Origin of the sequence: Pseudomonas fluorescens, from assembly GCF_902497775.2 — a bacterium.
GTDB classification, from domain to species: domain Bacteria; phylum Pseudomonadota; class Gammaproteobacteria; order Pseudomonadales; family Pseudomonadaceae; genus Aquipseudomonas; species Aquipseudomonas putida_F.
This window is the reverse complement of sequence record NZ_OZ024668.1, coordinates 586,847-609,731: the sequence shown is the minus strand read 5'-3', so window position 1 is coordinate 609,731 and position 22,885 is coordinate 586,847. Positions and strand designations below refer to the sequence as shown.

Annotated in this window: 18 protein-coding genes; 9 read left to right on the top strand and 9 right to left on the bottom strand. The window is 63.9% G+C overall.

What is annotated here, in order from left to right:
• Window position 1: 1 nt before the first annotated feature.
• The 5 genes from F8N82_RS02940 to F8N82_RS02920 form a co-directional block, all read right to left on the bottom strand.
• Complete coding sequence (locus F8N82_RS02940; protein ID WP_095162225.1) at window positions 2-2,416, bottom strand: TonB-dependent receptor; 2,415 nt, start codon at window positions 2,414-2,416, stop codon at window positions 2-4.
• Between the two features lie 69 nt (window positions 2,417-2,485).
• Window positions 2,486-3,454, bottom strand: coding sequence for a FecR family protein (locus F8N82_RS02935; RefSeq protein WP_038999009.1), 969 nt, complete (start codon window positions 3,452-3,454; stop codon window positions 2,486-2,488).
• Complete coding sequence (locus F8N82_RS02930) at window positions 3,447-3,986, bottom strand: RNA polymerase sigma factor (RefSeq protein WP_038999008.1); 540 nt, start codon at window positions 3,984-3,986, stop codon at window positions 3,447-3,449. Before F8N82_RS02930 ends, F8N82_RS02935 begins: the two co-directional genes overlap by 8 nt.
• A 77-nt stretch (window positions 3,987-4,063) precedes the next feature.
• Window positions 4,064-4,702, bottom strand: a complete 639-nt coding sequence (locus F8N82_RS02925) for a LysE family translocator (protein ID WP_038999007.1) — start codon at window positions 4,700-4,702, stop codon at window positions 4,064-4,066.
• 69 nt (window positions 4,703-4,771) lie between these two features.
• A complete protein-coding gene (locus tag F8N82_RS02920) occupies window positions 4,772-5,842 on the bottom strand; it encodes a glycerophosphodiester phosphodiesterase (RefSeq protein WP_038999006.1) in 1,071 nt (356 codons plus the stop codon).
• A 111-nt stretch (window positions 5,843-5,953) separates the two neighbouring features.
• Between F8N82_RS02920 and F8N82_RS02915 the strand changes: the two genes are divergently transcribed.
• The 5 genes from F8N82_RS02915 (at window position 5,954) to F8N82_RS02895 (ending at window position 12,208) form a co-directional block, all read left to right on the top strand.
• Window positions 5,954-6,976, top strand: a complete 1,023-nt coding sequence (locus tag F8N82_RS02915; RefSeq protein WP_038999004.1) for a DUF4917 family protein — start codon at window positions 5,954-5,956, stop codon at window positions 6,974-6,976.
• Between the two features lie 86 nt (window positions 6,977-7,062).
• Complete coding sequence (locus F8N82_RS02910; RefSeq protein ID WP_038999002.1) at window positions 7,063-7,602, top strand: RNA polymerase sigma factor; 540 nt, start codon at window positions 7,063-7,065, stop codon at window positions 7,600-7,602.
• Entirely contained in the window at window positions 7,599-8,552 is a 954-nt protein-coding gene (locus F8N82_RS02905) for a FecR family protein (RefSeq protein ID WP_038999001.1), read from the top strand. The genes F8N82_RS02910 and F8N82_RS02905 overlap by 4 nt, the downstream gene beginning before the upstream one ends.
• A gap of 114 nt (window positions 8,553-8,666) precedes the next feature.
• Window positions 8,667-11,219: a TonB-dependent receptor gene (locus F8N82_RS02900; RefSeq protein WP_414602507.1), complete on the top strand. Its 2,553-nt coding sequence runs from the start codon at window positions 8,667-8,669 to the stop codon at window positions 11,217-11,219.
• Window positions 11,220-11,314: 95 nt separating this feature from the next.
• Complete coding sequence (locus tag F8N82_RS02895) at window positions 11,315-12,208, top strand: DMT family transporter (protein ID WP_038998999.1); 894 nt, start codon at window positions 11,315-11,317, stop codon at window positions 12,206-12,208.
• Between the two features lie 80 nt (window positions 12,209-12,288).
• On the opposite strand, the gene F8N82_RS02890 is transcribed toward F8N82_RS02895, so the two are convergent.
• The 4 genes from F8N82_RS02890 to F8N82_RS02875 all read right to left on the bottom strand — a co-directional run bounded on the left by F8N82_RS02890 (window position 12,289) and on the right by F8N82_RS02875 (window position 15,602).
• Entirely contained in the window at window positions 12,289-13,506 is a 1,218-nt protein-coding gene (locus F8N82_RS02890; protein ID WP_038998998.1) for a class I SAM-dependent methyltransferase, read from the bottom strand.
• A 106-nt stretch (window positions 13,507-13,612) separates the two neighbouring features.
• Window positions 13,613-14,230 (bottom strand): TPM domain-containing protein, encoded by a 618-nt coding sequence (locus F8N82_RS02885; RefSeq protein ID WP_038998996.1) that lies wholly within the window; start codon window positions 14,228-14,230, stop codon window positions 13,613-13,615.
• Between the two features lie 26 nt (window positions 14,231-14,256).
• Entirely contained in the window at window positions 14,257-15,000 is a 744-nt protein-coding gene (locus tag F8N82_RS02880) for a TPM domain-containing protein (RefSeq protein WP_038998995.1), read from the bottom strand.
• A complete protein-coding gene (locus F8N82_RS02875; RefSeq protein ID WP_052251634.1) occupies window positions 15,000-15,602 on the bottom strand; it encodes a LemA family protein in 603 nt (200 codons plus the stop codon). Before F8N82_RS02875 ends, F8N82_RS02880 begins: the two co-directional genes overlap by 1 nt.
• A gap of 183 nt (window positions 15,603-15,785) precedes the next feature.
• Between F8N82_RS02875 and bglX the strand changes: the two genes are divergently transcribed.
• The 4 genes from bglX to F8N82_RS02855 all read left to right on the top strand — a co-directional run bounded on the left by bglX (window position 15,786) and on the right by F8N82_RS02855 (window position 22,726).
• Window positions 15,786-18,077 (top strand): beta-glucosidase BglX, encoded by a 2,292-nt coding sequence (bglX, locus tag F8N82_RS02870; protein WP_038998994.1) that lies wholly within the window; start codon window positions 15,786-15,788, stop codon window positions 18,075-18,077.
• 59 nt (window positions 18,078-18,136) lie between these two features.
• Window positions 18,137-19,903: an ATP-binding protein gene (locus tag F8N82_RS02865; RefSeq protein WP_038998993.1), complete on the top strand. Its 1,767-nt coding sequence runs from the start codon at window positions 18,137-18,139 to the stop codon at window positions 19,901-19,903.
• The gene (locus F8N82_RS02860; protein WP_038998992.1) at window positions 19,888-21,222 is read left to right on the top strand and encodes a sigma-54-dependent transcriptional regulator; all 1,335 of its coding nucleotides are present in this window, start codon (window positions 19,888-19,890) and stop codon (window positions 21,220-21,222) included. The genes F8N82_RS02865 and F8N82_RS02860 overlap by 16 nt, the downstream gene beginning before the upstream one ends.
• A gap of 184 nt (window positions 21,223-21,406) precedes the next feature.
• Window positions 21,407-22,726, top strand: a complete 1,320-nt coding sequence (locus F8N82_RS02855; RefSeq protein WP_038998991.1) for an MFS transporter — start codon at window positions 21,407-21,409, stop codon at window positions 22,724-22,726.
• The last annotated feature ends 159 nt before the right edge of the window (window positions 22,727-22,885 follow it).

Here is a 22,885-nt window from a genome sequence, read left to right as displayed (position 1 = left end):
CTCAGAAATCGATGCTGGCGGAGAGTTTCAGCGTGCGCGGCTCGCTGACCGTGGCGTAACCGTCGTTGAACACCCCGGCCCAATAGGCACGGTTCTCGACGTTCTCAAGGCTTGCGCGCAGCACCACATCCTTGCTGAGGATGCGCGTGCTGTAGCGGCCACCGAGGTCGTAGCGGGTCCACTGCGGGATCTTCAGGTCGTTGGCGCTATCGAGGTACTGCGAGCTGCTGTGGATACCCAGCGCGGTCAGGGTCAGGCCCTCGATCCAGGGGGTGTCCCACTCGGCGCCGAGGTTGGCCGACCAGGCCGGCACACCACGGGCGGTGTTGCCGTCGAAGGTGCCACCGGCGGTGCGGGTCAGTTCGGCACGGGTGTAGGTGACGCCACCGAGCAGGCGCACGCTCGGCGTCAACGAGCCGAACATATTCCATTCCACGCCACGGTTACGTTGCTCGCCATCATCGGTATAACGGTTGCTGGCACGGTCGAGGAGCATGCTCGGCTTCTCGATCTGGAACACGCTGAGGGTATGGGTGAAGTCGCCCAGGTCCCACTTGACCCCGGCCTCCATCTGCTTGGCCTTGTACGGGGCGAACTGCTCGCCGTAGTTGTTGGCGGCAAGGTCGGTGACCATGCCGCCCTGGGTCAGGCCCTCGATGTAGTTGGCGTACAGCGACACCGGCGCGTCCCAGGGCTTGAGCACCAGGCCCAAAGCCGGGGTCAGGGCGCGCTCGTCGTAGGCCGGGTTGCTCATCTTCTGCCGCACCCGTTGCGAGCGCACGCCGAGGGTCAGCAGTACCTTGTCATCGATAAAGCCCAGGGTGTCGGCAACGGCAAAGCTGGACAGGGTGTTGTCGCCGGTCTTGTCGCTGGAACCGATATCACCGGCAATGACCGGTTTGCCTGGGTGATAGATATTGGTCACGTATTTCTTGCTGGTCACGGTGGCGGCGCGGCCGATGTCCTGATGCAGCAAGGTCGTGCTCAACACCACCTGGTGGTTGACCGGGCCGGTGACGAAGTTGCCGCGCACCCCGGCTTCGGTGGACAGGCTGTGAGTGTAGCCGGCCTGGTTGTAGGTCTCGCCGCTGGCATCACCGTTGGCGCCAGTGACGATCACCCGGGTGCCATTGAGGAACCCCTTGTAGCGGGTACGGGCGCTGCCGACGCTGGCGTAGGCAGTCCAGTCATCGTTGAGGTCGTATTCGCCGCGTAGAACCACGGCCTTGCTGATCTGCTTGGCCGAGATGCCGTCGAGGATGTTGGTGTCGGGTTTCGGCGCCTTGGTGACATGGCCGAGCTTGCTGAAGCCGGCCATCATCGGGCTGCCGTCATCGAGCTTTTCGTGGGTCTCGTAGGCGTCCAGCTCAAGCTTCCAGCCATCGCCGCGATAGTCCATGCCCAGGGATGCCAGGGTGCGGTCCTTGGACTGCCGGTCGACACCGGTTTCGCCGCTGCCGTATACACCGTTGAAGCGGATGCCAAAGCGCTGCTCGTCGCCCAGACGACGGCTCAGGTCGATGTGTTCAGTAACGTAACCGTCAGATACGTAGCTGCTGGTCAGGCGGGTCAGCGGCGCTTCGCCGGCGCGCTTGGGCACCAGGTTGATCACCCCGCCGACGCCGCCGTTGGGCGCCATGCCGTTGAGCAAGGCGCCAGGACCCTTGAGCACTTCGACCCGCTCAAGGAACTCGGTCGGCACGTGACCGTCCGGGGCCAGGCCATACAGGCCGTTCAGCGCAAGCTCGGTGGAGTCGAGAGAGTAGCCACGGATCATGAAGTTTTCGTAGGCGTGGCCTTCGCCGGTGCTGAAGCGGATCGACGGGTCGTTGCGCAGCACCGCACCAACCGTGCCGCTCTGCTGGTTTTCCATATGCTGGGCGGTGTAGGAGGTGACGTTGAACGGTGTTTCCATCACATCGCGATTGCCCAGCATGCCCAGCCGTGCGCCGCGGGCGACCTGGCCACCGCTGTAGGCCTCGGGAACGCCGCTGGGGTTGCTGCTGGCGTTGATGTTCAGCTCGCCAAGGGTCAGGGCGCCGTCGCTGTTGAGGCTGCGCAGGATGATCACGCCGTTCTCTTCGCTGGCGACCAGGCCGCTGTTGGCCAGCAAGCGCTGCAAGGCCTGCTGCAAGGTGAACTCACCCTGCAAGGCCGGGGCGCTGCGGCCAGCCAGCAACTGGCTGTCGGCGGCAATCGCCACCCCGGCTTCGCGCGCCAGGGCATGCACCGCAGCTTCCAGCGGCTGGCCCGGCAGGTTCAGGCTCAAGGCTTGCGCATCGGCAGCCAGGGCGGCGGCATTGACCGCAGTCAACGGCAACAGGCTGGCGCTGCCCAGGGCACAGGCCAGCGCCAACCGACGCAGGGTACCGGGGAAAGCCACAGGGTGTGCCGGGCGGGCATGGGGAAGCGACATGATCTGTCCTTGCAGAGGTGGGTTCAGCGATGAAGACGGGCCACATCGCCGTTACCCCTCAAAACTTTTTCAGCGCAGTTGCAGGGTGCGCTGTTGTCCGTGCTGAACCATGTTCACCGGGAGGATTTTCGGCAGCGTTTGCAGGAGCATTTCCGGCTGGCCACTGGGGAAGCTACCGGTCAGGTGCAACTGGGCGGCATCAGCGCTCAGGGTTACCGGTTGCAGGGCATAGGCGTTGACCTCGGCGATCACCTCGGCCAGCGGCGCATCGGTAAACGACCACCAGCCACGCTGCCAATGCTCCACGTCGGGTGCGGCATGCGGTTCGGCCTTGAGCGTAAGCAAACGGCCCTGGGCATCGAGGCTGATGCGTTCACCGGCCTGCAGTACCTGCGAGCCTTCATGCAAGCCACGCACCTCGACCCGCCCGCGGGCCACCGCCACCTGAATCTCGCCGCCACGATCGCTGACGCTGAAGGCCGTGCCCAGCACCTGAACCTCGCCCAGGCGGGTGCTGATCAGAAACGGCCGCAAGCGCTCGCGCGCCACATCAAAGTAAACGTTGCCCTGCAGCAGGCGCACCTGGCGCAGGCCGTTGCTGTACTCGATGCGCAGGCTGGTTTCGGCGGCCAGCAGTAACTGGCTGCCATCGGGCAAGGTCTCGCGGCGCGGCGGCTCGGCATGCACGGTTTGCAGCAGGCGATCGAACTGCGGTGTGCGCCGCCACAGCCAGCCCAGCCAACTGGCCCCAGCCACCGCCACCAGCAAGCCGCCGCCCTGGCGCAGCAGGCGCCGACGGCTGATAGTGACCGGTTCGGGCACCACTGCCGTACGCAGTTGCGGGGCCAGCCGGTGCACCAGTTGCCAGCGTTGTTCGGCCTCTTGCCAGGCCCGCTCGTGCTCACTGCTTTTGCCGCGCCAACGCTCCAGCTGGCCGCGCGCCTGCTGTACCCGTTCTGGGTCATCACTGCTCAGCGCGGCCAGGTAGGTCAGAGCCTGCTGCACCTTGCGCGGGGAAACCGGCGACAGTTCAGGCATGGCGCGCCGCCAGGCTCAGCTCGGACAAATCGAACACTGCCCGGGCGATGTGCAGCTCCACAGCCTTGGCCGACAGCTCAAGCTCGGCGCACACCTGGCGATGGGGCTGGCCGTGCAGGCGCACGCGCACGAACACCTCGCGGCGCAGGCGCGGCATGCGCTCGATCCGCTCGATCAGTTGCTGTAACTGCTCGCGGGCGATGATGATGTCTTCAACGCTGGGGCTCAGTACATCAGCCCGGGTCAGCCAGTCTTCCAGCGCTGCCAACTCGTTGCTGCGCCGCCGGTACTGATCGATGCACAGGTTGCGCGCGGCCTGGAACAGCAAGGCCCGGGCATTGACCACCGGGGCATTCAAAGCGTGGGCGTAGGCCTGGGCAAAGCTTGACTGGGCAATGTCGGCGGCATCATCCGGGTTGCGCAGGCGCCCACAGAGGTAGCGGCGCAAGTCGCTGTAGTTGGCCAGCAGATCGTGGACGACCGCCTGCAAGGCCGGAGCTGCAGCGGTCCAGGGCGTGGAGAGCGAAGTCATGAAGGTCCGGCGTGGGAGAAGGACATGAATAGGAATTCATATCATTCTCACATACCTGTGCAACCTTCTGCCAGTCCTCAGCTGTTACGCGGCAACAGGCCAGGCAAGGCGTGGGCCAGGGCATTGACGGCAAAGCCGATGAACATCACCCCGCAGGCGCGGGTGATCCAAAGTTCGTAGCGGGTGTACAGGGTACGCACGTGGCGGGCGCCCACCACACCGATGAGGATGACGTAGGCCAGCAAGCCGCCGACAAAACTCAGGATGATCAGTACCGGCAACATCGACCAGTCCAGCGCTTCGGCACGACTCGACAGCAAGGCGGTGAACGTCGCCACCGCCACCGGGTAAGCCTTGGGGTTGGTCAGGCCAAACACCACGCCATGCCAGAACGGCTTGCGCACTGGCCCCTGCTGCCCCTCGCCATTGCCCGGACGGCTGCGCAAGGCACGCATGCCCAGCCAGAACAGGTACAGGCCGCTGATCAGGCCGAGAATGTCGAACACCGAACTGCCGATTTGCCGGGCACCGACGATCGCCACCAGCGCGGTACTGCACCACAGCACATCACCGAGCAAGTGCCCGCAGAGAAACCCCGCACCGGCGCGGCGCCCGCGGGTGGCGCCGATGCCGAGCACCGCCAGCACACCGGGCCCCGGGGTAATACCGTAGATAAAACCGGAAGCGATTACCGCGAGCAGCAGCGAAAAGGTCATCGGGGCAGTGTCCTGAAAGTCCGTGCAAGGCGCGAAGTCTACGGCAGCCGCGCAGCGCCAGCCAGCCTGTCAGTAACCCTCGGCACGCAGGATCTGTGCCTCGCTGCGGGCACTGGGCCGGCCCAGATAGCTCAGCAACTGGCCGCTGCGGTTGCTGAAGATGCCGTCCACGCCGGCGTCCAGCACCTGGCGAAAATCCACCGGTTCATCGACGGTGTACACGTGCACCAGCAGGCCTTTGGCGTGAGTCAGCTGGTTCATCCACGGCTGCACCAGGTCGGCGTAACTCTGGGCGCCACCCTCGGCCAGTGCCGCCGAAGGCCCGGTGCCAATAGCGCCATCGGCCTTGGCGTACTCCAGCCAGCGCTCGAACTCGGCCTTGTCCCTGGGTTGCTGACGGGCATAGAACGCGGCCTTGTCCGTTTCACCCGACTCGGCAAAGGTCTGCTGCGAGGCAGGCTCGATGCTGCCCTTGCCGACCCACAGCAACAGCACCTTGGGCACCTGGGGCATGTGCCGGTGCAGCAGTGCCAGGCTGTTGCGGTCAAAACTCTGCAGTACCACCCTGCCCGGCCGGTCGAGCCAGCCACGGGCCTGCAGGGCTTTGTTCAGATCAGCTTCGATGCCGGGAAACAGGCTCGGCACCTTGGTTTCGATGTACAAGCCGGGTTGCAGCTGCGAATTAGCCGTGGCGATGTCCATGACTTCATCGAGGGTCTGGATTTTCAAGCCCTTGTAGCTTGCCCGGGCGCGCTCGGGGTAGGCCTTGTTGAACCAGCTGCCGACATCCAGCGATTTCAGCTCGGCGAGGGTGAAGGCGCTGACCGGGCTGCTTTTGCGCTCGGGAAAACGCTCGGCCACATCACTGGTACGCAGCAGGTTGTCGTCATGCACGGCAACCAGTACGCCGTCGCTGGAGCGCTGCAGGTCGAGCTCCAGGTAATCGGCACCGAGCTCCCGCGCCAGCCGGTAGGCAGGTGCCGTGGACTCCGGCGCATCATAAGAAGCGCCGCGATGGGCGATCACTGCCGGGTAGGCAATGCCCTGCGCCCTGGCCAACTCACTGCCCGGCCCAGCCTCGGCAAACCCCGCCAGCGGCAACAGCGCCAGGCAACATACACGTCGAACTGCGTTGAACATCTTCAGCCTTCCTTTTCTGCACAGCGAATCCAGCATAGTCGCCAACGCTGATGACAGATCGGTTGCATGCTAAAGTCGCGGCGATTGCCTGCCCCGCCACAGAGATGCCCGATGCCCCACGCCAACCTCGACGCCAGCCTCCACCACTGGCCAGACCTGAACGCCCGTCACCCGTGCAGCGGCCTGCTGCTGGGCAATGGCGCCAGCCGGGCGCTGTGGCGGCCGTTTACCTACTTCTCGCTGTTCGAACAAGCCCAGCGGGTACGGCACAAACCGCTGAACCTGAGCGACCAGGCGCTGTTCAAGTCACTGGGCAGCGAGTTGTTCGAGCCGGTGCTCAGCGCCCTGAACACCACGGTACGGATCAACGCCGCGCTGGCGATCAGCGCTTCGGCGCCGCTGAACCGCTACTACGCGATCAAGGAAGCGTTGATCCACGCCATACGCAGCGTGCACATTCCCTGGCGCATGCTGCCGAGCCAGACCTTGCAGTTGCTCAACCGCGAGCTGGGCAACTACCAGAGCGTCTACTCGAGCAACTACGACCTGATCTGTCACTGGGCCGCCAGCCAGGCGCCGGAAGGTTTTCAGCAGCTGTTCGATGAAGACGGCGACTTCGATATCCGCCGCACCCGCAGCCCGGGCACGCGTTTGCTGTACCTGCACGGCGGCCTGCACCTGCTCAAGCAACAGGACGGCAGCACCCGCCAGCGCAGCGCCACCGACGGCCAGCTGCTCGATGGCTTTGCCGTCAACACCCCGGGCGACGTGCCGCTGTTCGTCAACGAAAGCAGCAGCGACGACAAGCTCAAGGCCATTCGCAGTTCCGACTACCTCAGTTGGGCACTCGGTGAACTGGCGGGCCATCAGGGTGGCCTGTGCATTTTCGGCCAGCACCTGGACAGCACCGACCGCCATCTGCTGGAGGCGATCAAGCAGGCGCGCCCGGCGCACCTGACCATCGCCATCCGGCCATTGAGCGACGCCTCGATCATCAGCCAGAAGCAGCACTATGTGCAGCGCTTTGCCGATATACCTGACCTGTCACTGCACTTTTTCGACGCCAGCAGCCACCCGCTGGGAACGCCCGGGCTGGAAGTCCCGGTGCCGGTACCAATCCGCAAGCGGCGCTGACAGGCGACAAAAACAGGCATGGTAAATAACAATTATTCTCGATACCATTCGCAACCTTTCTCTCCGGTCCGTCCTGGAAAGCTTGCATGCCGCGCCCCAAACCCGATCCCATTGCCCACGAAACCTGTCGCGGGTTCTATGCCGATATCCTGCATTTTTTGCGCAAGCGCATGGACAATGCCAACGATGCGGCAGACATGACTCAGGACGTGTTCACCCAGTGGCTGGGGTATCGTGATCGGGCGCGGGTCGAGCAACCACGAGCGTTCCTGTTCCAGATGGCGCGCAACCTGCTCAGTGATCATTGGCGCCGGCAAAAGGTGCGCCACAGCGTGCTCGACGAAGACGCCCAGGCCGGCGAACAGACGCCAGCCGACACCGCCAGCGACCCGCTCAAGCATGCCCAGCAGCAACAACGCCTGGAGCAATTGAAACTTGTCCTCGCCGAACTCTCGCCGCGCCGCCGCGAAGCCCTTATGCTGCACCGCTTTGAAGGTTTGACGCAGGCGCAGATCAGCGAACGCATGGGCATTTCCGTAAGCATGGTGGAAAAGCACATCGCCGCGGCCCTGCTGCATTGCAAGCAACGCCTGGACAGTGACAACGGCATGGAGCAGCCAGAATGACCCCCACTCCTGAAATCGATAAGCGCAGCATCGATGCCCAGGCGGCCAGCTGGTTTACCCGTAACCGCAACGACCGCTCGCGTGAATCGCGCAAGGTCTTCGCCCAGTGGCTGCAAAACCCCGAGCACGCTCGTGCCTATGCCCAGTTCGAACAGCTCTGGGATGACCTGGCCGCGCTCAAGAGCCTGAACAAGCCGGTCGCCCTGCCCAGCCGCAAACCGCTGCGCTGGCGCCCGGCACTGGCCATCGCCGCCGGGCTGGTGTGCGCCGTGCTGGCGGCCAACCTCGGCTTGCCGAGCCGCCACCATCAGCAGCAACTGGCGGTGCAGAGCGAACGCCCGCAACACCTGGCCCTGCCCGATGGCAGCCAGCTGGACGTCAACGCCCGCACTCGGCTGAGCCTGAGTTTTGACAACGAGCGCCGACTGATTCGCCTCGACCAGGGCCAGTTGTACATCGAGGTGGCCGCCGACAAGGAGCGGCCACTGTTCGTCGATGCCGGCAACGCCCGGGTACGGGTGGTCGGCACCGGTTTCGACCTGCGCCGCGGTCAGCAGGAGCTGGTCGTCAGCGTCACCCACGGCCAGGTGGCCCTGGAAACCCCCGGCGAGAATCGCCCGCCGCTGCTGTTAAGCGCCGGCCAGCGTGCCATCTACGACCTGGCCCGCGGCAGCCTCGACGTGCAGAACCTCAGCCCCACGGAAATTGCCGACTGGCGCAGCGGCCACGTGAGTTTTCGCAATCGCCAACTGGCCAGCCTGATCGACGAGCTGGCGCTGTACCGCTCGGCCCCGGTGCTGCTCGCCGATCCCTCACTGGGACGCTACAAGATTTCGGGCAATCTCGACGTCAATGACCCCGACGCCCTGCTCAATGCCCTGCCGGCGCTGCTGCCGATCACGGCCGTGAACCTGACCGACGGCCGCCTGCGGATCGAACGCAAACGCTAATTTGAGAATATTTTTCATTCGCATGTGAGGGTTTTCCGCAGCCCTGCGTCTTCCTCCCGTCTGCGTAATCACTGCAGGCCTTTTCTGGCCTTTGTTGCCGTATTGGGGGGTTTCATCTTGCGTGCGTTTGCTCCTTTCAAGCCGTTGTCTGTTCGTCCTTCGCTGCTGGCCGCGTGCCTGGCCCTGAGCCTGCAGGCCCAGGCCGCGCCAGTGCAACTGAACCTGCCGGCGCAGCCGCTGGCAGCGTCGCTAAGCCAGTTGGCGCAGCAGGCCAAGCTACAGCTGCTGTTTGACGAATCCTTGCTCAACAGCGTCCAGGCCCCGGCCCTGCAAGGTGCTTACGAACCGCTCGAGGCGATCAGCCAACTGCTGCACAACAGCCGCTTTGCCTTGGTCAAGGTCGGCAATACCTATGTGGTGCGCCTGCGCGAAGACGACGCCACCGCCGACAACAGCATCCAGCTTGGCGCGGTGAGCGTGGTGGGTGACGGCCAACAGGTCGACCCGAGCACCGTCGGCCGCTCGACCCTGACCCAGGAAGACATCGACCGCTACCAGCCAAGCAACATCCCCAGCGTGCTGGCGACCCTGCCCGGGGTGAACATGGGCGGCTCGGCCAAACCCGGTGGCCAGACCATCAACATCTGGGGCCTGGGCGATGCCGAAGACGTGCCGATGACCGTCGATGGCGCGACCAAGAGCGGCTTCGAGCGCTACCAGCAAGGCACCATCTTCATTGAGCCGGAGCTGATCAAGAACATCGAGGTGGAAAAGGGCCCGCACTCGATCTACACCGGCAACGGCGGCTTCGGTGGCAGCGTCAACATGACCACCAAGGACGCCCCCGACCTGCTCCAGGAAGGGCGCAACAGCGGCGCCATGCTCAAGTATGGCTATGCCAGCAACGACCATCAGCAGGTCTACAGCTCGGCATTGTTCGGCCGCACCGACGATGGCCGCATGGACGCCCTGGTGTACCTGACCAAGCGCGACGGCGACGACATGAAGCTGGCCGGCACCCTGCCCGACCCCGAGGGCCGCTACCCGATCAACCCCCAGCGCCTGCCCAACAGCGCCCTGGACCTGGACGGCGCGCTGCTCAAGGCCAACCTGCATTTCAACGACGAGCACAGCCTGGGGTTCTCTTGGTCGCGCTCGGAAAGTCAGCGCTGGGCGCCGTTCTCTTCCACCGCCTACCCGACGCCGCCGACCCAGTCGGACATCAACAGATTCGGCTACAAGGATGCCCTCAAGCGCTTCCTGGCCAACCGCACGACCACCGACACCACCTGGTCGACCACCTATAAGTACCAGCCGGTGAACAACCCGCTGATCGACCTGCAGGTGAAGTACTCGGAGTCCGACACCCAGCAGACTGACGAGCGTGATGCCACCGCGTTTTTCCAGCCGTCCACCGGCGGGCGCAAGATGGACACCGAATACCAGGACCAGATGCTCGATGTGCGCAACACCAGCCTGTTCGCCACCGGCCCGCTGGAACACGCCTTCACCAGCGGCTTGCAGATCCGTCACCACGAGCGTGACACGCAGATGTGGATGCCGGGCAAAAGCTATGAGATTCCCAAGTACAACAACGGCCACTACCAGCCGTACTTCATGCCCAGCGGTACTGTCGACAGCCAGGGTTACTTTATCCAGGACGCCATCACCCTGGGCGACGTGACCATCACCCCGTCGCTGCGCTACGACCATGTTGCCAATAAGGGCAAGCCGAACCAGGCGCCGTACTACACCGTTGCCGAGAACGGCCACGACTACAGCGAGAAAACCTACACCGGCTGGTCGCCACGCCTGTCGCTGTTCTGGAAAGCCACCGCCAACACCGCCTTCTTTGCCGACTACAGCAAGACCTGGCGCGCCCCGGTGCTCGATGAGCAGTACGAAGTCCAGGGCATCGGCAGCCGCACCGCCAGCAGCCGCAACCTCGACCCGGAACGCATCACCGCCCTGCGCGCCGGTAACGTCACCAACTTCGCCAATGTCTTTACCGCCGACGACAGCATGCAGATCCGTACCACGCTGTTTCGCAACGAGATCAAGGACGAGATCTTCAAGGCCACTGGCATTGGCTGCGAAGCACAACTGGCCAACGGCGAGAACATTTCCAAAGCCTGCGGCAAAGGCCTGATGTCCAATTACCGCAACCTCAAGGGCGTGACCATCAAGGGCTTCGAGGTTGAAAGCTTCTACGACTCGACCTACCTGTTCGGCTCGGTGTCCTACTCGTGGATGACCGGCCGTCATGATGGCGCCTACACCAACCCCTGGGGGCCGGACGTCTGGGCCAAGGACATTCCGGCGCCCAAATGGATCACCACCCTGGGCGTGAAGATCCCCAGCTGGGACGCCAAGGTCGGCTGGCAGGCGCAGTTCGTGCGCAAGACCGACCGCCTGCCGAGCGACAACTACCGCGAAGGCCCGGCCAGTGCCCTGGGTGACCGTTACTACGACCACTACGCCAACGACGACTATCAGCTCCACGGCCTGTTCGCCAACTGGAAGCCGCAGCAGCCTTACCTCAAAGGCACCGAGGTCAACCTGACGGTTGATAACCTGTTCAACAAGGACTACCGCTCCGAGCTCAGCGGCGAGTACGCCTACAGCCAAGGCCGCAACGCCAAGGTCAGCATCACCCGCTTCTTCTGAGGCAACTGTACGGATGAACTTGTCAGTAACTGTAACAAGATCATTCGCCCGCCCTGTGGCTCAATGAAGCTACTTCTCTGCCACAGGCGCTGCGTATGTCCAGCCGCGAAAACACCGGGATGGTCTTTGGCCTTCTCGGTGTGATTATTTTCAGCCTGACCCTGCCCATGACCCGCATTGTCGTGCAGGAGCTGCATCCCCTGCTCAACGGCCTGGGCCGGGCGTTGCTGGCAGCGATCCCGGCCGCGGCGCTGCTGCTCTGGCGCCGGGAAAAGTGGCCGACCTGGGCGCAGATCAAAGGCTTGAGCCTGGTGGCGCTGGGGGTGATCCTCGGGTTTCCAGTGTTCTCGGCCTGGGCCATGCAAAGCGTGCCGGCGTCCCACGGGGCGCTGGTCAACGGCCTGCAACCTTTGTGCGTGGCGGTGTATGCCGCCTGGCTGTCCCATGAACGGCCGTCGAAAGCCTTTTGGGCCTGTGCGGCGTTAGGCAGTGCGCTGGTGCTGGCCTACGCGATGATCATGGGCGCCGGGCAGATCCAGGCAGGCGACCTGCTGATGCTCGCGGCGATTGCCGTGGGTGGCCTGGGTTACGCCGAAGGTGGCCGGCTGGCGCGGGAAATGGGCGGCTGGCAGGTGATCTGCTGGGCACTGGTATTGTCGGCGCCGCTGTTGCTCGGGCCGGTGCTGTACCTGGCCTTGCAGCATCAAGGGCCGGTGAGTGGCAAAGCCTGGTGGGCGTTTGGCTATGTGACGCTGTTCTCGCAGTTCATCGGCTTCTTTGCCTGGTACGCCGGGCTGGCCATGGGTGGGATTGCCCGGGTCAGCCAGGTGCAACTGCTGCAGATCTTCTTCACCATCGCCTTTTCGGCGCTGTTCTTTGGCGAACAGGTCGAGCTGATTACCTGGGTGTTTGCTGCCGGGGTGATCGCCACGGTGGTGCTGGGGCGCAAGACGCGGGTGCATCCTGCGCCTGTGCAGGGGCTGGGCTGACGCTATCGCGGGTCAAGTCGAGGCGTCGCACCGCCGCTCCCACAGGATGGTGATGATCTCTGGACTGTCCCCCGATGCTTTCAGGCAGGAATCAAGCCATCGGCCCGCAGCAAGGTCTCCAGGCAATGCTCCTTGACCCCATAGAACGCCTTGAGCTGCTGGATCTTCTCCAGCAATGCTGACGCCTCGACCGGCGCCTGGCGCTTGACCGCCAGGATCATCTTGTTCTTGTTGGTGTGCTCCAACGAAATGAACTCGAAGACCTTGGTCTCGTAACCACAGGCTTCCAGGTACAAGGCACGCAAGCTGTCGGTGAGCATCTCGGCCTGCTGGCCCAGGTGCAGGCCATATTGCAGCATCGGCTTGAGCAAGCCCGGGCTGTGCAGTTGCGGGCGGATCTGCTTGTGGCAGCACGGCGAGCACATGATGATCGCCGCGCCACACCGAATACCGGTATGGATTGCGTAGTCGGTGGCGATATCGCAGGCATGCAGGGCAATCATCACCTCGATGGCGCTTGGCACCACGCTGCGTACATCACCGCATTCGAACACCAGGCCCGGGTGCTCCAGGCGCGAGGCCGCAGCGTTGCACAGCTCGACCATGTCCGGGCGCAGCTCGACGCCAGTGACCTGCGCCTCGCGCTGCAGGGTATTGCGCAGGTAATCGTGGATGGCGAAGGTCAGGTAACCCTTGCCCGAGCCGAAGTCGGCCACCCGCAGCGGCTGCTCGGCGGCCAGCGGCGCCGAGTTCAGGGCGTGGGAAAACACTTCGATGAACTTGTTGATCTGCTTCCACTTGCGCGACATGGCCGGGATCAGCGCCTGCTGGTTATCGGTCACGCCCAGGTCGTGCAAAAACGGCCGGCTCAGTTCGAGGTAGCGCTTCTTCTCCCGATCATGCTCCCCGCCCGGCGCCTGGCGTTCGTGCTGCACGGCGCTGCGATGGAGCATCGGCTTGCCCTTCTTGGTGAATTCCAGCTGGGCTTCGTCGCTCAGGCTAAGCAGGTGGGCGTTGCGAAACGAGGCCGGCAACAGCTCGGCCACCAGCGCCAACGCTTCGTCGTTGCCCAGGTTGCGGGTGATGTCGCGGGTCTTGTAGCGGTAGACGAACGACACGCAGGCCTGGCCCTTGACCGTCAGCGGCTTGGCGATGATGCGTTGCAGGGTTTCTTCATTGCCGACATGGCGCGCCAGCACCAGCTTGATCAGGGCGTTCTGTTCCAGGCTGGTGGCGAGCAGGCTCAGAAACTGCGCACGCGCATCCGGCGCGGCCTGGGCGGTGGGGGAATCGGACATCGGGAAAGGGTGCCTCGGGTTGCGGAGGGGGCGCTGGGAGGCGCAGTGCCGGGAATTTTACGTGGATGCGCTTTCCCTGCACAGCTTTTGTCGACCGGCGCCGCCGCTAGTCAAGCACCACCAGGCGGTTGGGCAACTCATTGCGCTCGTGGGTCAGCGGCACGTGGGTGCGCAGCAGCTCGCCGCAGGCCTCGATGCAACTGACAACCCCCTGCAGCGTCTGGCCTCGGCGTACCTGTACGGTAAAGCGCTTGACGATGACCTCCCAGACCTTGTTGTCCAGGTGCCGGGAGATGCCCTCATCGACGATGATTTCGACATAGCGCTCGGCCTCGCTGACAAAGATCAGCATGCCGGTGCCGCCCACAGTGTGGTGCAGGTTCTGCTCGAGAAACTGGCGCCGGGCCAGGTTCGCCGCACGCCAGTGGCGCACCGCGCGCGGAATCAGGCGGGTGGTCACCGACGGAATGCGAAACACCAGGCACAAGGCAATAAAGGTCAGCCACTGCACGATCAGCAGGCTGTGCACACTCATCCAGCCGCTCAGGTAATGGACGATGCCCGGCACCACCAGGGCCAGCAGGCTGGCCCACAACAAAGGGATATAGGCATAGTCGTCGGCACGGCTGGCCAGCACCGTGACCAGTTCGGCATCGGTATGGCGCTCGACCCGGGCAATGGCTTCAGCGACCTGGCGCTGTTGTTGTTCGGTAAGCAAAGTCATGCGCTACGCTACTCGTTGATGTTGATTTACCAGCCACCGGACGATCCGCCGCCACCGAAGCTGCCCCCACCGCCACTGAAACCGCCACCGCCACCGCCTCCCCCGCCGCCACCAAAGCCGCCGCCGTAGCCCCCACCGAAACCGCCACCCATGCCACCGCGCCCGCTGCCGCCAAGGCCCAGCGACTGCAGGGCGAACACCACCAGGATCAGCAGGATGAACAAACCGATCCCCCAGGCCGGAGCACCGTCGTCAGCGTCATTGGCCAATGCCCGCGAAGGTTCGGCCAACGGATTGCCGCCCAGCACCTGGAGGATCGCCGCGGTGCCCTGGACGATGCCCTGGCTGTACTCGCCACGGCGAAATGCTGGGGTAATGATGCGATTGATGATCACCGAAGACTGCGCATCGGTCAGGCGCTCTTCCAGGCCGTAGCCAACTTCGATACGCAGCTTGCGCTCCTGGGGGGCGACGATCAACAGCGCGCCGTTGTCCTTGCCCTTTTGGCCAATGCCCCAGTGACGGCCGAGCTGGTAGCCGTAGTCCTCGATGCTCTGCCCCTGCAAATCCGCCAGGGTCACCACCACAACCTGCTCACCCGTACCCTGTTCATGGGCCTTGAGCATATTGTCGAGCTGGCTGCGGCTGGCGCTGTCGAGCAGGCCGGCGTTGTCCACCACCCGCCCGCTCAGCGCCGGGAAGCTGAGTTCGGCACGCAGCGGCGTGGCGAACAGCAGCGCCAGCAGCAGCGCGAGCTTGAACAGGCGCATCAGAATTTCACTTCAGGCGCTTTGTCGGCATCGGCGCTGGTGGCCTCGAAGTTCTCCCGGATCGGCATATCGCTGTACATCACACTGTGCCAGATGCGCCCCGGGAAGGTACGGATCTCGGTGTTGTAGCGCTGCACGGCGGCGATGAAATCCTTGCGCGCCACGGCGATGCGGTTCTCGGTGCCTTCAAGCTGCGACTGCAAGGCGAGAAAGTTCTGGTTGGACTTGAGGTCCGGGTAGCGCTCGGACACCACCATCAGGCGGCTCAGCGCGCCAGTCAGTTGCGACTGGGCCTGCTGGAACTGGCGCAGTTTTTCCGGATCGTCCAGGGTGCTGGCATCGACCTGGATCGAGGTTGCCTTGGCCCGGGCTTCTATGACCGCGGTCAGGGTTTCCTGCTCCTGCTTGGCGTAGCCTTTGACCGTTTCGACCAGGTTGGGAATCAAGTCGGCGCGCCGCTGGTACTGGTTCTGCACCTGGGCCCAGGCCGCTTTTACCTGCTCGTCATAGTTGGGGATGTTGTTGATCCCGCAACCGGCCAGCAGGCTGCCAAGCACCAGCAGCAGCCACAGGCGTACGCTCTTGTAATGAATTACCTGCATGTCGCTACGCTCCTTGATCGCCGTGATTCACCGGACTTGAGGCATAATCCGTCGTCGCCGCTGGATCGGGATCGCCCAATCGGCTAAAAGATGCCCCAGCAAACTACAACAATAGCCGCTTCCCCAACTTCGGCTGGGCAGTATTGACCGTGAGTACTGCCGCAAGCCTTGAGAACAGAATTCATGAACAAGCTGTGTTTGCTGGGCCTGGTTGTCAGCCTGGCCAGTCCATCGGCTTTTGCCGACACCCCTGCCGCCCCGCTGCAAGACAAACAGGCGTTCATCGCCAACCTGATCCAGCAGATGACCCTGGATGAAAAAATCGGCCAGTTGCGCCTGATCAGCATCGGCCCGGAAATGCCCCGGGAGATGATCCGCAAGGAAATTGCCGCCGGGCGCATCGGCGGCACCTTCAACTCGATCACCCGCGCCGAAAACCGGCCGATGCAGGACGCCGCCGCCAAGAGCCGGCTGAAGATCCCGATGTTCTTCGCCTACGACGTGATCCACGGCCACCGCACGATCTTCCCGATCAGCCTGGGCCTGGCCGCCAGCTGGGACATGGACGCAATCGCCAAGGTCGGCCGTGTGTCTGCCGCAGAAGCCGCCTCCGACGGCATCGACATGACTTTCGCGCCGATGGTCGACATCGCCCGCGACCCGCGTTGGGGCCGCACCAGTGAAGGCTTTGGCGAAGACACTTACCTGGTCTCGCGGATTTCCAAAGTGATGGTCGAATCCTTCCAGGGCCAGAGCCCGGCACAAGCCACCAGCCTGATGGCCGCGGTCAAGCACTTCGCCCTGTACGGCGCGGTGGAAGGCGGCCGCGACTACAACACGGTCGACATGAGCCCGACCAAGATGTTCAACGACTACCTGCCGCCCTACCGTGCCGCCATCGATGCCGGTGCTGGCGGGGTGATGGTAGCGTTGAACTCGATCAACGGCGTGCCAGCCACCTCCAACACCTGGTTGATGAACGACCTGCTGCGCAAGGATTGGGGCTTCAAGGGCGTGACCGTCAGTGACCACGGGGCGATCACCGAGCTGGTGCGCCACGGCGTGGCCCGCGATGGCCGCGAAGCCGCCAAGCTTGCGATCAAGGCCGGCATCGACCTGAGCATGAACGACTCGCTGTACGGGGAAGAGCTGGCCAGCCTGCTCAAGGCCGGTGAAATCAACCAGGCCGACATCGACAACGCCGTGCGCGAAGTCCTTGGCGCCAAGTACGACATGGGCCTGTTCGAAGATCCGTACCGGCGCATCGGCAAGGCCAGCGACGACCCGGCCGACACCTATGCCGACAGCCGCCTGCACCGCGCCGAGGCCCGTGACGTCGCACGCCGCAGCCTGGTCCTGCTGGAAAACCGCGAGCAGACCCTGCCGCTGAAAAAATCCGGCACCATCGCCCTGGTCGGCCCGCTGGCCGACGCCCCAATCGACATGATGGGCAGTTGGGCCGCCGCCGGCCGTCCGCAGCAGTCGATCACCGTGCGCGAGGGCATGCACCAGGTGCTGGGTGACAAAGCCAAGGTGATCTACGCCAAAGGCTCCAACGTCACCCACGACAAGGCCGTCCTCGACTACCTGAACTTCCTCAACTTCGATGCCCCGGAAATCATCGACGACCCACGCCCTGCCGCGGTGCTGATCGACGAAGCGGTCAAGGCTGCCAAGCAGTCCGATGTGGTGGTCGCCGTGGTTGGCGAGTCCCGTGGCATGTCCCACGAATCGTCCAGCCGCACCACCCTGGAAATTCCGGCAGCCCAGCGCGAGCTGATCAAGGCCCTGAAAGCCACCGGCAAGCCACTGGTGCTGGTGCTGATGAACGGCCGGCCGCTGTCGCTGGCCTGGGAACGCGAGCAAGCCGATGCCATCCTGGAAACCTGGTTCAGCGGTACCGAAGGCGGCAACGCCATTGCCGATGTGCTGTTCGGCGACTACAACCCGTCGGGCAAGCTGGCCATCACCTTCCCGCGCTCGGTCGGGCAGATCCCGATGTACTACAACCACCTGAGCATCGGTCGCCCGTTCACCCCGGGCAAGCCCGGCAACTACACCTCGCAGTACTTCGAAGAGCCGAACGGCCCGCTGTACCCTTTCGGCTACGGCCTGAGCTACAGCGACTTCAGCCTCTCGAACCTGAGCCTGTCGAGCAAGACGGTGCAACAGGGCCAGGACCTGCAAGCCAGCATCGTGGTCAAGAACACCGGCAAGCGTGACGGCGAGACCGTGGTCCAGCTGTACCTGCAGGACGTCACGGCGTCCATGAGCCGCCCGGTCAAGGAGCTGAAAAACTTCCAGAAGGTCATGCTCAAGGCCGGTGAAGAGCGCACTTTGCGCTTCACCATCAAGGCCGACGACCTGAAGTTCTACAACGGCCAGCTGCAATGGGCGGCGGAACCTGGTGAGTTCAGGGTCCAGGTCGGCCTCGATTCGCAGGCCGTGCAACAACAGAGCTTCGAGCTGCTGTAAAACGTTGCCATGCTCCAAGGGAAGGCCAGGAGGCCTTCCCCACTGCCGGGACTTGCACCATGCCTTCTTCCTTTCGCGCCCTGCGTCTGGGCCTGATTCTGTTCTTCATCCTCGCCGGCACGCTGCTGACTGCGGGCTGGGCCATGCACCACGCCAAGCGCCAGTCGATGGTCGACGATGCCCAGCGGGCCAGTGAGCAGCTCGGGCTGTACGCCAACTCGCTGCATACCCTGATCGAGCGTTACCGCGCCCTGCCCGCCGTGCTGGCACTCGACCCGGAACTGATCAGCGCCTTGCGCGGCCCGGTGGCGGGCCCGGTGCAGGACGCGCTGAACCGCAAGCTCGAACGCATCAACGGTGCGGCCAACTCCTCGACCCTGGAACTGCTCGACCGCACGGGCCTGGCCGTAGCCGCCAGCAACTGGCGCCTGCCCAGTACCTATGTCGGCTCCAACTATGGCTTTCGCCCGTACTTCAAACAGACCCGCAGCCAGGGCAGCGGCCGCTTCTATGCGGTGGGCGTGACCAGTGGTGTGCCGGGGTATTTCTTGTCCAGCGCCGTGCACGACGAAAACAGCCGCTTCCTCGGTGCCATGGTGGTCAAGCTGGAGTTCCCCGAGCTTGAACGCGAATGGCGCCAGGGCAACGATATCCTCCTGGTCAGCGATGCCCGCGGGATCATCTTCATCGCCAACCAGGACGGCTGGCGCTACCGAGAACTGCAACCTTTGAGCAGCGCCGACCGCGCGGAACTGGCCACCACCCGCCAGTACGACAAGCAACCGCTGGTACCGCTGCAGCACCACATCCTCAGCAGCTTTGACACCAACAGCCACCTGATGCGCGTGCACGGCCCGGAGGGCAAAACCGATTACCTGTGGGAGAGCCTGCCGCTGGAGGCCGAAGGCTGGACCCTGCACCTGCTGCGCAAGCCGCAGGTCAGCGAAGACGGGCGCAATGCCGCGCTGGCTGCCGCCGCGGTATGGCTGAGCCTGGTGTTCGCCCTGCTGTTCATCAGCCAGCGCCTGCGTCTGGCCCGCTTGCGCCAACGTAGCCGCGAAGAGCTCGAACGCCTGGTCGAGGCCCGCACCCGCGACCTGCGCACCGCCCAGGAAGGCCTGGTGCAATCGGCCAAGCTGGCGGCGCTGGGGCAGATGTCGGCGGCGCTGGCCCACGAGATCAACCAGCCGCTGACTACTCAGCGCATGCAACTGGCAACCCTGCGCCTGCTGCTCGACAACCAGCGCCTGGACGAAGCGCGCCTGGCCCTGGAACCGCTGGAGCAGATGCTCACGCGCATGGCGGCCCTCACCGGGCACCTGAAAACCTTCGCCCGCAACAGCCCCAGCGGCCTGCGCGAACGCCTGGACCTGGCCACCGTGGTCGACCAGGCGCTGCAATTGCTCGATGCGCGCATCCGCGCCGAAGACGTCAACGTCGCCTTGTACCTGGCCCGTCCGGCCTGGGTGCGCGGTGATGCGATACGCCTGGAACAGGTACTGATCAACCTGCTGCGCAATGCCCTGGATGCCATGGCCGAAAAAAGCTACAAACGCCTTGAAGTGCGCATCGATGCCGAACAGGAACACTGGCGCCTGAGCGTGCTCGACAGCGGCGGCGGTATCCCCGCCGAACACCTGGCCAATGTCTTCGATCCGTTCTTCACTACCAAGCCGGTGGGCGAAGGATTGGGCCTGGGCCTGGCGATTTCCTATGGCATCATTCACGAAGCGGGCGGCCGTCTGCAGGTCGAAAATCAGCCTGGCGGCGCCCGTTTCAGCCTGACCTTGCCTATGGACCCGGAACCCGCATGTTCAACTCAGTGATGGTCGTCGACGATGAAGCCAGCATTCGCACCGCCGTGGAGCAGTGGCTGAGCCTGTCGGGTTTCAACGTGCAGTTGTTCAGCCGCGCCGAAGACTGCCTCCAGCAACTGCCCGGGCACTTCCCCGGGGTGATCCTCAGTGACGTGCGCATGCCCGGCATGGACGGCCTGCAATTGCTCGAGCAGCTGCTGGCCAGCGATGCCGACCTGCCGGTGATCCTGCTCACCGGGCATGGCGATGTACCGATGGCGGTCGAGGCCATGCGCAACGGCGCCTACGATTTTCTGGAAAAACCCTTCAGCCCCGAAGCCCTGCTCGGCAGCCTGCGCCGCGCCCTGGAGAAACGCCAGTTGGTGCTGGAGAACCGCCGCCTGCATGAGCAGGCTGATTTGAAGGACCGCCTGGAGGCGAACCTGCTGGGTGTATCCCAGGGTATGCAGCAGTTGCGCAAGCAGGTGCTGGATCTGGCCAGCCTGCCGGTCAATGTACTGATTCGCGGCGAAACCGGCAGCGGCAAGGAGCAGGTCGCCCGCTGCCTGCATGACTTCGGCCCACGCGCCGGCAAGCCCTTCGTCGCCCTCAACTGCGCAGCGATCCCCGAGCAGCTGTTCGAAGCCGAGCTGTTCGGCCATGAAAGCGGCGCCTTCACCGGCGCCCAGGGCAAGCGCATCGGCAAGCTCGAATACGCCAATGGCGGCACGGTGTTCCTCGATGAGATCGAAAGCATGCCGCTGGCCCAGCAGGCCAAGCTTTTGCGCGTATTGCAGGAGCAGAAACTCGAACGCCTGGGCGCCAACCAGAGCATCAGCGTCGACCTGCGAATCATCGCCGCGACCAAACCCGACCTGCTCGAAGAAGCCCGGGCCGGACGCTTTCGCGAAGACCTGGCGTACCGCCTGAACGTCGCCGAATTGCGCCTGGCGCCCTTGCGCGACCGACGCGAAGACATCCCCCTGCTGTTCAACCACTTTGCCCGCCTGGCCGCCGAGCGCGTCGGTCGTAGCGCACCGCTGCTCAGTGGCGCGCACCTGGGCAAGCTGCTCGGTCACAACTGGCCGGGCAACGTCCGTGAACTGGCCAACGCCGCCGAACGTCACGCCCTGGGGCTGGGCGAGCCGGCGCCCGCGCAGATCGAAGCCGGGCAATCGCTGGCCGCCCAGCAGGAAGCCTTCGAAGCCCAATGCCTGCGCGCCGCCTTGAGCCGGCACAAGGGCGAGATCAAGGCGGTCATGGAAGAGCTGCAACTGCCGCGGCGCACCCTCAACGAGAAGATGCAGCGCCATGGCCTGCTGCGTGAAGATTTTCTCGACCCGAGGTGATCGACACAGTCGATCGCGCAAGCGGAATTCCGCCTAAACACTCATTTGGATAGGCGGATTTCTGCTCATCGCTTGCGGACAACCCTTCTAGACCGGGCCTCCAGCACCTGGCACAGCTTCTGCTATAGCCCTGGCAGGCTGCGTTTCGACGCGCTCCACAAAAACAACTATGAAGGTCCCTTCGATGGATAACTCCAGCACTCTGCCCGCCGGGGCGGCCGTTGCGCCCGCCGCGGAAAAAACCACCCGAAGCCGACTCAAGTCGATTTTCAGCGGTTCGATCGGCAACATGGTCGAATGGTACGACTGGTACGTCTACGCCGCGTTTTCCCTGTATTTCGCCAAAGCCTTCTTCCCCGCTGGCGACACCACCGCGCAACTGCTCAACACCGCCGCGATCTTCGCCGTGGGCTTTTTGATGCGTCCGATTGGCGGCTGGCTGATGGGTATCTATGCCGACCGCAAGGGCCGCAAGGCCGCGTTGATGGCCTCGGTACTGCTGATGTGCGCAGGCTCGCTGGTCATCGCCCTGACTCCGGGCTATGAAACCATCGGCGTCGCCGCACCGGTGCTGCTGGTCGTCGCGCGCCTGATGCAAGGCCTGTCGGTGGGTGGCGAGTACGGCACCTCCGCCACCTACCTCAGCGAGATGGCCACCAAGGAACGCCGTGGCTTCTTCTCCAGCTTCCAGTACGTGACGCTGATTTCCGGCCAGCTCATCGCCCTGGCGGTGCTGATCATCCTGCAGCAGACCCTGACCACCGAGCAGCTGTATGCCTGGGGCTGGCGCGTACCTTTCGTGATCGGTGCACTGTGTGCGGTGGTCGCCCTGTACCTGCGCCGCGGCATGGAAGAAACCGCCTCCTTCACCAAGAAGGAAAAGTCCAAGGAAAGCCTGATGCGCACCCTGATGCGCCATCCGAAAGAGCTGGCCACCGTGGTCGGCCTGACCATGGGCGGCACCCTGGCCTTCTACACCTACACCACCTACATGCAGAAGTACCTGGTGAACACGGTGGGCATGAGCATCACCGACTCGACGACCATTTCGGCGGCCACCCTGTTCCTGTTCATGTGCCTGCAGCCGATCATCGGCAGCCTCTCCGACAAGATCGGCCGGCGCCCGATCCTGATCGCCTTCGGCGTGCTCGGCACCCTGTGCACCGTACCGATCCTGACCACTCTGCACACCATCCAGACCTGGTGGGGCGCATTCTTCCTGATCATGGCCGCGCTGATCATCGTCAGCGGCTACACCTCGATCAACGCGGTGGTCAAAGCCGAACTGTTCCCGACCGAAATCCGCGCCCTGGGCGTTGGCCTGCCGTATGCACTGACCGTGTCGATCTTCGGCGGTACCGCTGAATACGTGGCGCTGTGGTTCAAGAGCATCGGCATGGAAACCGGCTACTACTGGTACGTAACCGCCTGTATCGCCTGCTCGTTGCTGGTGTATGTGTTCATGAAGGACACCCGCACGCATTCGCGGATTACCACTGACTGACGTCTAGTCACAGGCAATGAAAAAGGGGGCGTCCGCCAGCGGATCGCCCCCTTTTTCTGTTTATGGCGCTTTAACGCGCCATTAATTCGGCCCCTTCATTGTTCAACCATAGATGCGGGAGCGGCGGTGCGACGCCTCGACTTGACCCGCGATAAAGGC